Source organism: Wolbachia endosymbiont (group A) of Phasia obesa (assembly GCF_964028125.1).
GTDB classification, from domain to species: Bacteria; Pseudomonadota; Alphaproteobacteria; order Rickettsiales; family Anaplasmataceae; genus Wolbachia; species Wolbachia pipientis.
In genome coordinates this window covers 819,109-831,552 of record NZ_OZ034764.1, presented here as the reverse complement: position 1 = coordinate 831,552, position 12,444 = coordinate 819,109, and the positions used below count along the sequence as shown (strand labels likewise).

Annotated in this window: 15 protein-coding genes; 3 read left to right on the top strand and 12 right to left on the bottom strand. The window is 36.0% G+C overall.

The window, feature by feature from the left end; all coding sequences use genetic code 11:
• Positions 1-68: 68 nt before the first annotated feature.
• The 7 genes from ABWU29_RS04225 to pgsA all read right to left on the bottom strand — a co-directional run bounded on the left by ABWU29_RS04225 (position 69) and on the right by pgsA (position 5,028).
• The gene (locus ABWU29_RS04225; RefSeq protein WP_141457374.1) at positions 69-914 is read right to left on the bottom strand and encodes an SPFH domain-containing protein; all 846 of its coding nucleotides are present in this window, start codon (positions 912-914) and stop codon (positions 69-71) included.
• A gap of 7 nt (positions 915-921) precedes the next feature.
• A complete protein-coding gene (locus ABWU29_RS04220; RefSeq protein WP_015588956.1) occupies positions 922-1,860 on the bottom strand; it encodes a M23 family metallopeptidase in 939 nt (312 codons plus the stop codon).
• The gene (locus tag ABWU29_RS04215) at positions 1,857-2,597 is read right to left on the bottom strand and encodes a YebC/PmpR family DNA-binding transcriptional regulator (protein ID WP_015588955.1); all 741 of its coding nucleotides are present in this window, start codon (positions 2,595-2,597) and stop codon (positions 1,857-1,859) included. Before ABWU29_RS04215 ends, ABWU29_RS04220 begins: the two co-directional genes overlap by 4 nt.
• A gap of 60 nt (positions 2,598-2,657) precedes the next feature.
• Positions 2,658-3,365, bottom strand: coding sequence for an outer membrane protein assembly factor BamD (locus tag ABWU29_RS04210; protein WP_015588954.1), 708 nt, complete (start codon positions 3,363-3,365; stop codon positions 2,658-2,660).
• Between the two features lie 60 nt (positions 3,366-3,425).
• Positions 3,426-3,983: a hypothetical protein gene (locus tag ABWU29_RS04205; RefSeq protein ID WP_246039528.1), complete on the bottom strand. Its 558-nt coding sequence runs from the start codon at positions 3,981-3,983 to the stop codon at positions 3,426-3,428.
• Positions 3,984-4,011: 28 nt separating this feature from the next.
• A complete protein-coding gene (locus ABWU29_RS04200; protein WP_246039529.1) occupies positions 4,012-4,374 on the bottom strand; it encodes a hypothetical protein in 363 nt (120 codons plus the stop codon).
• A 111-nt stretch (positions 4,375-4,485) separates the two neighbouring features.
• Positions 4,486-5,028 carry a CDP-diacylglycerol--glycerol-3-phosphate 3-phosphatidyltransferase gene (gene pgsA, locus ABWU29_RS04195; RefSeq protein ID WP_015588952.1) on the bottom strand — a complete coding sequence of 181 codons (543 nt, stop codon included), beginning with the start codon at positions 5,026-5,028 and terminating at the stop codon, positions 4,486-4,488.
• A 134-nt stretch (positions 5,029-5,162) separates the two neighbouring features.
• On the opposite strand from pgsA, the gene ABWU29_RS04190 reads away from it, so the two are divergent.
• Positions 5,163-6,485: a malic enzyme-like NAD(P)-binding protein gene (locus ABWU29_RS04190; protein WP_015588951.1), complete on the top strand. Its 1,323-nt coding sequence runs from the start codon at positions 5,163-5,165 to the stop codon at positions 6,483-6,485.
• A 14-nt stretch (positions 6,486-6,499) separates the two neighbouring features.
• Here the strand turns inward: ABWU29_RS04190 and ABWU29_RS04185 are convergent, their stop codons facing one another.
• Positions 6,500-7,372, bottom strand: coding sequence for a P44/Msp2 family outer membrane protein (locus ABWU29_RS04185; protein ID WP_080717615.1), 873 nt, complete (start codon positions 7,370-7,372; stop codon positions 6,500-6,502).
• Between the two features lie 164 nt (positions 7,373-7,536).
• On the opposite strand from ABWU29_RS04185, the gene ABWU29_RS04180 reads away from it, so the two are divergent.
• Together ABWU29_RS04180 and grxD are read left to right on the top strand one after the other, a co-directional pair.
• The gene (locus ABWU29_RS04180; RefSeq protein WP_015588949.1) at positions 7,537-7,761 is read left to right on the top strand and encodes a BolA/IbaG family iron-sulfur metabolism protein; all 225 of its coding nucleotides are present in this window, start codon (positions 7,537-7,539) and stop codon (positions 7,759-7,761) included.
• A gap of 9 nt (positions 7,762-7,770) precedes the next feature.
• Positions 7,771-8,094 carry a Grx4 family monothiol glutaredoxin gene (gene grxD, locus ABWU29_RS04175; protein WP_006280013.1) on the top strand — a complete coding sequence of 108 codons (324 nt, stop codon included), beginning with the start codon at positions 7,771-7,773 and terminating at the stop codon, positions 8,092-8,094.
• 194 nt (positions 8,095-8,288) lie between these two features.
• Here the strand turns inward: grxD and fumC are convergent, their stop codons facing one another.
• The 4 genes from fumC to eno all read right to left on the bottom strand — a co-directional run bounded on the left by fumC (position 8,289) and on the right by eno (position 12,443).
• Complete coding sequence (fumC, locus tag ABWU29_RS04170; RefSeq protein ID WP_015588948.1) at positions 8,289-9,683, bottom strand: class II fumarate hydratase; 1,395 nt, start codon at positions 9,681-9,683, stop codon at positions 8,289-8,291.
• 264 nt (positions 9,684-9,947) lie between these two features.
• Positions 9,948-10,178, bottom strand: a complete 231-nt coding sequence (locus ABWU29_RS06030) for a hypothetical protein (RefSeq protein WP_231115872.1) — start codon at positions 10,176-10,178, stop codon at positions 9,948-9,950.
• On the bottom strand, positions 10,159-11,181 hold the full coding sequence (gene cgtA / locus ABWU29_RS04160; RefSeq protein WP_174515741.1) for an Obg family GTPase CgtA: 1,023 nt from the start codon (positions 11,179-11,181) through the stop codon (positions 10,159-10,161). The genes ABWU29_RS06030 and cgtA overlap by 20 nt, the downstream gene beginning before the upstream one ends.
• A complete protein-coding gene (gene eno / locus ABWU29_RS04155) occupies positions 11,169-12,443 on the bottom strand; it encodes a phosphopyruvate hydratase (protein ID WP_015588946.1) in 1,275 nt (424 codons plus the stop codon). The genes cgtA and eno overlap by 13 nt, the downstream gene beginning before the upstream one ends.
• Between the last annotated feature and the right edge of the window lies 1 nt (position 12,444).

The following is a 12,444-nucleotide window of genomic DNA, read 5'->3' as shown; positions in this document are numbered from 1 at the left end:
CATCATTTAGTCTATTAATCAAGAAATTAATAGTGACTTGCATTTATGAAACCCAATCGGCTCCTATGCTAATTATTATCTAAACTAATCTTCGGTTGTGCATCTTGCTCAGAGATTAGGGCAACCAACAAATTATTTATCAATTGAACCTTTTGCTTGCCATCTAATTGTAAGCTTTTGTTTTTTTCAAAATGAGCTATTACTTCCTCGACAATTCCTATTGCATTTTGCACTATATGCCTTCTTGCCGAAGTGATAGCATGTGCTTGTTGACGCCTTAACATTGCTTGTGCAATCTCGGACGAATACGCCAAATGCGATATTCTTGCTTCTGTAATCTCAATTCCTGCAATATCTAATCTTTGTTGTAACATTGACCGCAATTCATCTGAAATTTTATCAGAATTTTTACGTAAAGACTCCTCATCGCTTTCGCTATCATACGGATAATTGCTTGCTAATTCTCTTATTACTGAGTCACTTTGTACAAAAACAAATTCGTGATAGTTGTTAACATTATAATACGCCTTCGCCGGGCTGTTCACTCTCCAAACAATCACTGCTGAAATCTCTATTGGACTTCCATTGGCATCATTCACTTTTATTTTTTCTGTGTTGATATTTTGAAATTTTAGGGAAACTATATATTTGCTTGAAAAGGGAAGCGTTACACATATTCCAGACTTAAAATAAGTTCCAATATAATGACCAAAAAACTCTATCACTCTTGCTTCATTAGGGTCATTAATAAAAAATCCTTGAAGAAAAGTCAAAATTGAAACGGCAGCAACTCCAAGTGCAATTGTGCTGTCATATGCCAAAAAAAGCAGCGATAAAATTAATCCTAGCGCTATTAGTACAGGAAAAAACCGGAGTTGACTTAAATTTCTATCGTTTATCGTATTCTTATCCATATTGTCTTTAAACTTCTTTTTCACTTGAACCCTCTCTGTTGATCGTTTTATTTATCTTATTTACAAATAGTTTAAACTCTCTTAATTCATGATCAGGCAATTTTACTTCAGTTTTATGCGCTATCGTAAGCGGATCGATGTGTTTGCCGTTATATATAACTTCGTAATGTAAATGAGGTCCTGTTGCAACACCAGTGCTACCAACATAGGCGATGACCTGCCCCTGCTTTACTTTAGAGCCTAACTTTATATCGCCACTAAATCTACTTATATGCGCGTAACAGGTTGAATACTCATTTTTGTGTTTTATTTTGATGTAATTTCCATAGCCACCATTCTTTCCTATATATTCTATCACACCCTCTGCAGCAGCGTATATGGGAGTGCCAAGTTTAGCTGCATAATCCACTCCTTTGTGAAAAGCAATTTTACCGCGAACAGGATGCTTTCTATTGCCAAATTTTGAGGATATGCGATAATCTCCATTTAAAGGATTTGCAAAAATTTCGCCATTTTTTAAGCTTATTCCTTCTTTATTAAAATACCTTTCTTTGCCGTCTTGTGATTTATAATGATATAAACTAATAGCTTTTTTGTTTATTGTCAGTGAAGCATATAAAATTTTTTCTTCAGTCTTCTGATTATTAGGCAATCTCTCAAAAAGAACCTCCAATTTACTCTCTGGCACAATGTCTTTTTTAAAATCAACACCAAAATCTTTATATATGTTGATCAATTTCACCACTGTATTTGGCGCCAACCCTTCCGTGGCAAAAAAGGAAGATTTTATGGTACTGGATATGAATAACAACTTTCTATCACTTTCTGTCGTCAAAGTAGCTTTTTTTTTTCTGATTCCATGCTGGAATGGCTGTGCAAGATCTGTTGATGTTTCAGTAGCATATGCTGGTAAAATACAAAGCAATACAAATATTACCAGCCTCATAGCTTATCAACAAAAGTAAAATTACCTTCCACATACTGTACATCATCATTATCTTCCAGCTCTTCAACCAATGCAGATAATTTATCAATCAACTCTTTATCGCTAATTTCAATCAGATCTTTTGGCTGCCATGAAAGACGAGCAAGTTCTGGTTCTCCGAATTTTGCATAAAAGGCATCGCGTACTTTACCAAAATCTTTTATTTCACAAGTTATAACGTGTAATCCTTCTTTGTCATTTTCCTCAATATTCAATACTTCTAATTCGATTCCATGACTGAATAAATCGTCAAAATTCACACCCTCTGCTTTATAGACGATTAAGCCTACATGATCGAAAAGGTAACTAACACTTCCTGTTTCTCCTAAATTTCCACCTTTACGAGAAAAGATATAACGTACCTCAGAAGCAGTACGGTTGCGGTTATTAGTCAAGGCATGGACAATGAGTGCAGTGCCAGAAGGCCCATGACCTTCATATTGGATTTCCTCATAATTTTCTCCAGCAACGTTACCAGTTGCATTTTTTATTGCTGTTTCTATTTTATCTTTTGGCAAATTTTCCTTGCGCGCAGCAAATATAGCAGAACGAAGGCGTGGGTTGAGTTCGTGATCGGGTAGCCCTTGCTTTGCAGCAACTGTTATTTCTCTAATCAGCTTCGTAAATTTTTGAGAGCGCTTTGCATCCTGAGCGCCTTTCCGATGTTTTATATTTGAAAATTGTGAATGACCAGCCATATTCAAATAGTTAAAAATCTAAATTATATATCAAAGCATAGAAAAAGCTAAAGCAAATTTTCAAGCCTCCGGCTTGGCATCTTGTAGGTTTTCTGCTAATAACATACTTTCATACTGCTCAGCTTCTAAGTCAAGGCCAATAGCTGAATGGACTGCTATTAAATAGTTAATAGATTTAGAAAAATATTTAGAATCCTTATAGCTTGCCATATTCTGGAAACGCTTAATTGCTGCTAAATATTCACCACGCCTCAGGTAAAATTTACCGATAGAATACTCTTTTGTTGATATATGCTCTGTGATTAGCTTTGTTTTTTCCTTTATCTCGTCTACATATTCGCTGCCTGGAAAGAGATTAATGTATTCTGTAGCCAGCTCTAAAGTTTTATATGCAGTTTGCTGTCCAAGTTGCACTTTATTAATTTGCATGTAATAAGATAATACTCTTAAGTAGTATACATATGGTAAATCTTCACCATTTGAATAAACATATATATAATCAGCCATATCACTTGCAGCACTGCTATAGTTACCCATATTATAGTGAGAAACTCCAGATAATAATTTCGCTTTCATTGCCCAATAAGACAAAGGATACAAATCCTCTATCTTGTGAAATGCCCTAATAGCTTGTTTATATTTTTTCTGGTCAAAAAGTTCAACTGCTTCTTCATATAGTTCAGTTTCAGTTTTTTCAAGATCATCCGCATACGATTGTGTAAAGGAGCAAATTAGGAAAATAAAGCACGTGATTAAAGTCTTATACATAAGATTTTTTTCGATCAAAATAAAGTATAGACCTAAATATTACTTAAATAAATAAATTTCTTAGGCAATAGCCGGCCCTTCTTCTTTATAACTACGGTCAGAACTACCTGCATTTCTTGATTCACCTCGTCCTTCCACTTTTGGATCTTTCAGCGTCTTGCTGTAGGAATGTATAGTTAAGATCTGTACAGCCATAAAAATTGCAATACCTATCAAGCCTAAAGTAGGTCCAACAGCAGGATTTAAGGACGATGCTAATGCCATTAACATTATCCTTCTTATTAAAAATATAGAAGAACCAGCAAGCGCCAATCCGGCTACAGATATATTGCTAGTTTTCTTGCTAGATTTCTCATCAAGATCAGACTTTTCTGTTTCCTTTTTCTTATTTTTTTCATGCTTATCAATATAAGAAACAAGAGTTGCAAGAAAAGCAATTGCATTGGCAAGAAATAAAATTGCATCCTCTGCTGCTTCAAGTGAAGATGTTTCACCCATTATCATACCTACAATAACCAGTGCAGTTGTTATAGCCTCAATATAGATCAAACACTGACCTATATCAGAAATATTGTGCTCTTTTTCCTTTACTTCCTCTCCATTTTCAATAATCTCCAACTCTCGTTCTTTTTGTGCTATCTTCCTATTATTGTAAATTAAATATAGCGTACAAATAAGAGATAAGACTGTAAACTGTAAAAGGTAATATAGTGTGGCTTAGCGCGCCACTTATCACGCCAAGTAATACCTGATCGCTACATATTTTTTCCAGTTCAATAGCCATAAATAATGCAAATGGAACCATTGTTACCAATGATACACATTGTCTATATAGCTCTCTTTTTTTTAGTGCTAATAGTTCTTGTTCTAGCCTTTCTCTTTTGACTTCTTTATCAACTGTTGGCCAAAAATCCCAAAAAAACTCTTCTAATGGTTCAAAATCTCTTTTTTTCTTATTCTTTCCTGGAACCTTTTTGGTAGAAGAAAATTTGCCACTAGGTATTTTCATAATATTAACCTAATTAGTTGTAAGTTAATACAATTATACACCTTTTTGCTTTCTGAGTCAATATCACTAAGATATTAACTACTCTTGTCTATTAACTATTTCCTAGGAGATTTAACCAATCTGTTTGATGCCGGCTAGGATATAATTATAGCCTGACCACATAGTTATAATAGCTGCAACCCATAAACAAATCGCACCTGTATATTGAATCATATAATAATCGTTCATTATTAGCGCTACTACAGCAACCATCTGCAAAAATGTTTTAATTTTGCCAGCTTTGCTTACAGGTAGACTAACATTTGTAGCTATCAAAAACTCCCGCAAACCCGAGACTAATATCTCCCTACAGATGATGATAATCGATGGTACTATTGTAAAATCATTTATCTTCTGCTTATAAACTAGCATAATTATCGTTGAAACCACTATTAATTTATCAGCAATTGGATCAAATAGCTTGCCAAATTTTGATTGGACTTTCCACGCACGCGCCAAGTAACCATCAAAAAAATCCGTAATGCACGCAAACACAAAGATTGATATTGTTATCAGGCCTGCATATTTATTTTCTATATAAAAACTTAATATTATTGCTGGTACTGCAAGCGCACGAGAAATTGTAAGCAAATTAGGCACGTTTTTCTTAAGCATGTAATACCATTCTACGTAGTAGGTAAACTTATACAGAAGTACACCAGAGTTCACAAGCTAATAGTTTACAATTGAACATTTATAAAAACTCCATATACTTAAAAAATATAAGCTTAAAATATAAGGATGTAATGATGAACGATGATTTAGATAGTACCACAAAACAAGAGGCACTTAATTATCACAGTAGAGGTGGTAAGCCTGGTAAAATTTCAATCATGCCAACAAAACCTTTATCTACCCAGTATGATTTGTCACTTGCTTATTCCCCTGGCGTTGCAGCTCCGTGCCTTGAAATAGCTAAAAATCCTGAGGTTATTTATGATTATACGGCAAAAAGCAACTGTGTTGCTGTCATTTCAAATGGCACTGCAGTGCTTGGACTTGGTAATATCGGTCCTCTTGCTGCAAAACCTGTCATGGAAGGCAAAGCTGTTTTATTTAAGCGTTTTGCTGATATTGATGCAGTTGATATAGAAGTTGGTACAGAAAATATAGAAGATTTTATCAATGCAGTAAGGTACCTTGGGCCAAGTTGGGGGGGGATAAATTTAGAGGATATAAGATCTCCCGATTGTTTTATAATAGAGAAACGTCTGAATGAACTGATGGATATTCCAGTGTTCCATGATGACCAGCATGGAACTGCAGTGGTTGTTGCAGCTGGTATAGAAAATGCTCTTGATATTGTCGAAAAGAAATTAGAGGACGTTAAGATCATTATGAATGGTGCTGGAGCAGCCGGTATTGCATGTTTAGAAATACTAAAGTCCATGGGCGCTAAAAATATAGTGCTGTGTGATAAGCAAGGAGTAATATACAAAGGTAGAAACGAGGACATGAATGAGTGGAAGGAAAAATATGCAATTGATACTTCCGAACGTTCTCTACTTGATACAATAAAAGGCGCTGATGTATTCATCGGACTATCTGCAAAAGATGTGTTAAATGAAGAGATGTTAAAGAGTATGGGCAAAGACCCGATTATTTTTGCTCTTGCCAATCCCGATCCAGAAGTAAGGCCTGAGTTTGCAAAATCTGTGAGGCCAGATGCAATAATTGCAACTGGTAGGTCAGATTACAACAACCAAGTCAACAACGTAATGGGTTTTCCTTATATATTTAGAGGGGCACTTGATGTACATGCAACAACAATAAATGATGAAATGAAAATTGCAGCTGCAGATGCAATAGCAAAGCTTGCCCGTGAGCCAGTACCAGGTGAGATATCTGCAGTCTATGGCGGTCGTAAAATGGGCTATGGACGTGAATATATAATACCTACTCCATTTGACCCAAGATTAATTTCTATAGTAGCTCCTGCTGTTGCAAAAGCCGCAGTTGATTCAGGTGTTGCAAGAAAGGCAATACAAGATTGGAGTAAATATGAAAATCAATTAAAATCTCGTCTTTCTAATGTTCTCAGCACGCTGAATTTACTATCTTCACATATGTAATTTATTGGATAAAGTTAAAAGTGATAAACCAACCCAAACTCTAAGCCATATATGCCAAACCTATTGGTAATGGTTGCAGTTGTTGATTCAACACGTGCAGTTTCATCAACTTTACTTCCTCCACCGGCAGGAATATATCCTTCACCAGCTAGTATCTTTATTCCTGGTACAATATCTTTAAATTGGTTATCAAGGATACCAAAATAGCGTAAACCAGCAAATGCTTGAGTTTGTGCTGTAAGTTGGTGATTGATACCAAGTTTTGCTTGGTAAGCCAAGGCATATCTGGTTTTTCCTAGAAATTTAACCCTAGTTACACCTGCACCAATACCAACATATGGGGTGAATGGCATTTTTGCTATATTAAAATCACGATATACATTGACCATTCCAGCTAAGTTATTAAAACCTTCATTTTTCATCTTAAATGCAGCTCTGAACTCTGCTTCAACACTACAATTTTCTTGAATGTGAATATCAACCTTTCCACTTCTCCAAGGTGAATTGCATTCCGCTCCAGTAGACGCATCATTGTGACGACGAAGTTCAATATATCTTGCTTTTTTCTTATCTGAATAATCTTCATCATATAAGTTAGTCTGAGAATATAAGCCTTCAAACTCAACTCTCATATTTTTGAATAAATACCCTATTGCAGCACTACCGGCAAACCCTGGAACATATTTAGGACTGTATCCAGCTTCAATTCGCTCCTTCTTATTAAAACTAAAAACCCCCTCTGTTATATTGTCACCTGCATCTTCTTTTCCTTCTAGAGAACCTATTGCATTGAAGAATGCTCCAAAATAGTTAGCTTTGATGTAAACATTCTCTAAGTTATTTATTTTATCATCGTAAGATAAGCACCTAAATGAAAAAGTTAGCAAAACCAAAGATATGTGAATTTAAATCTTTCGCCCACCACAAAGCCTCCCTGCATAACTTGTCATTCCATTATTATAGTATGCTTCTATTTTTTATGATAGCAACTTTTTATTGCGCTCAATCGTTTTAGATTTATAATGAAAGTATTGTAATTTAAAGCAAATCAATGACTATTGCAATTCACGAATTAGAGAGGATCATCAAACAATCGTTCCCCGACGCTGATATAAAAATTCATGATCTTGCTGGAGATGATGACCATTATCATTTAAAAATAAACTCCAAGTGTTTTCTTGGAAAGACAAAAATAGAACAGCATAAAATGGTATATAAAGCTCTGGAAGGTCAGTCTATACACGCCTTGCAACTGGAAACTAATACTTTAAAATAAGGTGAATTTATGAGCAATTTTGAACAAATAAAAAAAGATATAACAGAAAATGATGTGGTATTGTATATGAAAGGCACTTCTGATTTTCCTCAATGCGGATTCTCTGGACTCGTCGTGTCAATCCTAAAAAAATTGAACGTGAAGTTTAAGTATATTAACGTGTTGGAGAATGATGAAATACGTGAATCTATAAAAAAGTTTTCTGATTGGCCAACAATTCCACAATTATATATAAAGGAAGAGTTTATTGGTGGTTGCGACATCACTCGCGAGATGTACGAAAAAGGCGAACTGCAAAGTTTATTGAAGGAAAAAAAAATTATTGCGGAATAAGTACCAAGAAACCAGTGCCCAGACGCTGGATAACGTAGTATAGCTATGAAAAAGGATCTTATGTCTTAAACCGTATCCGTTCAGGGGAGCGGCAAAATAAGGTAGACAAAGCAAGATAATAATGTTGATGTTAACACTATTGTCAAGTTTACTGGCCTTTCTATTAGTGAGATTGAAGAATTAAGTGTGAGCGGTTACAAATAATTTACCATTTCTTCTGGTTTCACTATCCTTTCAAACTCTTCCTCAGTGAGCAGTTGAAGTTTTGCTGCTGCTTCTTTTAGAGTGATATTTTCTTTATAAGCAAGCTTCGCTATTTTTGCTGCATTGTCGTACCCTATATGCGTATTTAATATAGTGACCAACATCAACGACTGATTCAGTAAATCTTTTATCCTCTCTTCATTTGCTTTAATACCAACTACACATTTTTCTGTAAAATTTAAACTTGCGTCAGCTAAAAGTCTTATAGACTGCAAAACATTGTAAATTATCACTGGCTTAAACACATTCAATTCAAAATGACCGTTTGAACCACTAATGGTTACAGCAACATGATTTCCCATAACTTGAGTGCATACCATAGTCACCGCTTCACACTGAGTTGGATTCACTTTACCTGGCATAATTGAAGAACCAGGCTCATTTTCCGGTAACATTATTTCCCCAATTCCGCATCTTGGACCAGAACCAAGCAGCCTTATATCATTTGCAATTTTCATTAAACTGACTGCTACTGTATTGAGTGTTCCACTGAGCTCAACTAAAGCATCATTTGCTGCTAGCGCTTCAAATTTATTGCCTGCTGAAGTAAATGGAAGGTTAGTAATTCCTGCAACTTGCTTTGCAAAATCTTCAGCAAAACCCTTTTTAGTATTGAGTCCCGTGCCAACCGCAGTGCCACCTTGTGCAAGCTCATATATATCACTTAAAGTTGATTTTACTCTCTCTATCCCCTTTTTAATCTGGGCTGCATAGCCAGAAAACTCCTGTCCTAGTGTTAGGGGCGTTGCATCTTGCAGATGAGTACGTCCTACTTTTATTATATCTTTAAATTCCTGAACCTTATTATCCAGCACCTTATGCAATTTTTCAAGATTTGGAATAAGCAAGCGGTTTATCTGGTCTGCTGCTGCTATATGCATTGCTGTTGGAAAGGTGTCATTTGACGACTGACCATAATTCACATGATCATTTGGATGTATCGGAGATTTACTACCCAAATTACCACCTAAAATCTCTATTGCGCGATTGCTGATCACTTCATTCATATTCATATTAGTCTGCGTTCCGGATCCGGTTTGCCAAACAACAAGCGGAAATTCATTATTAAATTTGCCATCTATTACTTCCTTTGCGGCTGCGCAGATTGCGTCCCCTACCTTATTATCTATGCTACCCTGCTTCATGTTAACATGTGCTGCTGCAAGTTTTACTATTGCTAATGCTTTAATCAGAGGCTCTGGCATTTTTTCTGTGCCAATCTTAAAATTTTCTAAAGAACGCTGAGTCTGCGCTCCCCAGTAATGTTCACTTGGTACTTTTACTTCCCCTAAGCTGTCTGATTCTATTCTCGTCTTTCTATCCATATTTTCCTCCTGGTGTTATGCAAACTGGTTCACTACATAATTTTTTCATGCCTACTTCTTGGTTAATTAAATCATACTAGATCCAAGTAGTCAAGTGTACGAACATTGCAATTTTCAGGTAACTTGCATGGTAGATGTACAACTGTACGAACATTGTCTAGCAGGAGGGTGTCATCCCAGCGCCCCTATGATGTCATCACAGTGCTTGACACTTGGATCCAGAAATTTTATTAAGTTGGTAAGCATAAAAGTAGCCGTTTTATGTTAAAATACAACGTTTTGATGATTATGAAAAGGCTGGATCCCAGTGTCTGGGCACTGGGATGACACCATCTGCCACGCAAATTGCCTGCAAATTGCAATGTTCGTACAGTTGTGTGGTAGATGCAAGTAGCTGACACTGGGATTTGTTGTGTTTAACAAAAACAAATGTTCGTACAAATATATTCTAGTTATATGATAAAATAAATGAAATTCACATCTTAAAAGGATCATATACATCGATTTCCTTAGAATTACTCTTTTTCAATTTTTCACTTAATAATCTTAAAATAGGCTGTAAATCACCATTAATTGATAAGCACAGCACTTCTTTATTGAGATAATTAGCTAGGTGATTCTTCTTTTCCAGAATTTCTGCTTCCCTCAATAAGTCGCATTTGTTTAATACTACAATCTCTTCTTTTTCAACAAGATCACTATTGTAAAGTTCCAATTCATTATGGATACAACTATAAGCCGAAACAACGTCATCGTGAGTTACATCGATTAAATGAAGTAAAATTTGACACCTTTCTATGTGCTTTAAAAATTTATGCCCGAGCCCAACTCCAAGGTGAGCATCAGTAATTATTCCAGGAATATCTGCTATTACAACTTCGCTATCATCCACTTTTACCATGCCTAAATGAGGTCTTACGGTGGTAAATGGATAATCGCCTACTTTTGTATCGGAATTTGAGCAGCGAGTCAAAAATTTTGATTTACCTGCGTTTGGCATGCCAATAATTCCAACATCTGATAAAACTTTTAGTTTTAATAATACATGTTTTTCTTCGCCAGGCTGACCGTAAGTAAAATGTCTTGGTGCCTTATTAGTAGAAGATTTAAAATTAGTATTTCCAAGTCCACCTTTTCCACCCTGTGCTACTTGAAATTCCATACCAGGCTTGTCAAGGTCTACTATTATCTCTTCACTTTCTTCATCAATTATTTGTGCACCGACTGGAACTTTAAGTATAACGTCTTTCCCTGCTGTGCCAGATCTATCCCTGCCTGCACCATTTTTTCCACTATCTGCTTTAATGTGTCTTCTATAACGAAAATGAAGCAAAGTGTTGAGATTAGCGTCGCTGATGAAAACTATGTTTCCACCCTTTCCTCCATTACCACCATTTGGACCACCAAATTCAACGAACTTTTCTCGACGAAAACTTGCACAGCCATCACCACCGTCACCGGCTTTTAAACACAATTTTACTTCGTCTATAAAACCCATGCTAACCCACGATAATATTTAGCATCCTTTCCTAACGTGCTTTCTATTCTCATTAGCTCATTATACTTCGCGAGTCTATCAGAACGCGATAGCGACCCGGTTTTTATTTGCCCGCAATTTGACGCAACTGCTATATGAGATATTGTTGTGTCTTCTGTTTCACCTGAGCGATGAGAAACAACAGCTTTATAGCCATTTGATTTTGCCATTTCAATTGCATTAAACGTTTCTGTTAACGTCCCTATTTGATTTGGCTTGATCAGTACAGCATTTGCCATTTTTTCCTCTATTCCTTTACGTATTAGTTCACAATTTGTAACAAATAAATCATCCCCGACCAATTGAATTTTATTCCCTAGTTTTGCAGTAAGCAATTTCCAGCCTTCATAGTCGTCTTCACTCATTGCATCTTCTATAGAAATTATTGGATATCTTTCCACAAGGTTACAATAATATTCGGTTAACTCTTCTGAAGTAAGCCCCTTACTTTCAAATTCGTAAATTCCATCTTCATAAAAAGTAGATGAAGCAACATCAAGGCCTAGTGCAAAATCACTTTGCGCTGAATAACCTGCTGATTCTATAGCGTATATGATCAAATCAAGTGCTTCTTCAGTACTTTCAATATTTGGTGCAAAACCACCTTCATCCCCTACATTTATGCTATAACCTTTTTTCTTAAGAATGCTACGTAAGTTGTGGAATACCTCCGCAGATATTCTAATCGCTTCGCTGAAAGTCTCAGCACCGACCGGAAGAATCATGAATTCTTGGAAATCGAGCTTATTGTCTGCATGTACTCCACCATTAATTATGTTAATGAGTGGAACCGGCATAACACTCGTCTGCTTTCCTCCCAAATATCTATATAGCGGCATTTTGAAACTGTTTGCTGCTGCTTTTGCAACTGCAAGAGACACACCCAAAGTTGCATTTGCTCCAAGTTTTGATTTGTTTTTTGTTCCATCCAGTTCAATTAATGCTTTATCAATTGCATTTTGGTCCGCTGCATTCATTCCAATGATTTCATCTGCTATTATCCCATTTACAGCTTGAACAGCTTTCAGCACTCCCTTACCACAATACCTTTTCTCATCTTGGTCCCTGAGTTCCAAGGCTTCTAATTTACCAGTTGAAGCTCCAGAAGGTACAGATGCCCTGCCTATTGCGCCATCACAGAGCTCAATTTCTACCTCAATAGTGGGGTAACCCCTGCTATCTAAAATTTCTCTTGCAAATACGTTATTGATTATCTTATTCATT

Bases quoted from the DNA above. Each gene is read 5' to 3' on its own strand.
- ABWU29_RS06030 (WP_231115872.1), bottom strand. From the start codon at position 10,178: ATGATCCTTTTAAGATGTGAATTTCATTTATTTTATCATATAACTAGA.
- pgsA (WP_015588952.1), bottom strand. From the start codon at position 5,028: ATGCTTAAGAAAAACGTGCCTAATTTGCTTACAATTTCTCGTGCGCTT.
- ABWU29_RS04225 (WP_141457374.1), bottom strand. From the start codon at position 914: ATGGATAAGAATACGATAAACGATAGAAATTTAAGTCAACTCCGGTTT.
- ABWU29_RS04220 (WP_015588956.1), bottom strand. From the start codon at position 1,860: ATGAGGCTGGTAATATTTGTATTGCTTTGTATTTTACCAGCATATGCT.
- ABWU29_RS04210 (WP_015588954.1), bottom strand. From the start codon at position 3,365: ATGTATAAGACTTTAATCACGTGCTTTATTTTCCTAATTTGCTCCTTT.
- ABWU29_RS04190 (WP_015588951.1), top strand. From the start codon at position 5,163: ATGAACGATGATTTAGATAGTACCACAAAACAAGAGGCACTTAATTAT.
- cgtA (WP_174515741.1), bottom strand. From the start codon at position 11,181: ATGGGTTTTATAGACGAAGTAAAATTGTGTTTAAAAGCCGGTGACGGT.
- grxD (WP_006280013.1), top strand. From the start codon at position 7,771: ATGAGCAATTTTGAACAAATAAAAAAAGATATAACAGAAAATGATGTG.
- fumC (WP_015588948.1), bottom strand. From the start codon at position 9,683: ATGGATAGAAAGACGAGAATAGAATCAGACAGCTTAGGGGAAGTAAAA.
- ABWU29_RS04180 (WP_015588949.1), top strand. From the start codon at position 7,537: ATGACTATTGCAATTCACGAATTAGAGAGGATCATCAAACAATCGTTC.
- eno (WP_015588946.1), bottom strand. From the start codon at position 12,443: ATGAATAAGATAATCAATAACGTATTTGCAAGAGAAATTTTAGATAGC.
- ABWU29_RS04200 (WP_246039529.1), bottom strand. From the start codon at position 4,374: ATGAAAATACCTAGTGGCAAATTTTCTTCTACCAAAAAGGTTCCAGGA.
- ABWU29_RS04215 (WP_015588955.1), bottom strand. From the start codon at position 2,597: ATGGCTGGTCATTCACAATTTTCAAATATAAAACATCGGAAAGGCGCT.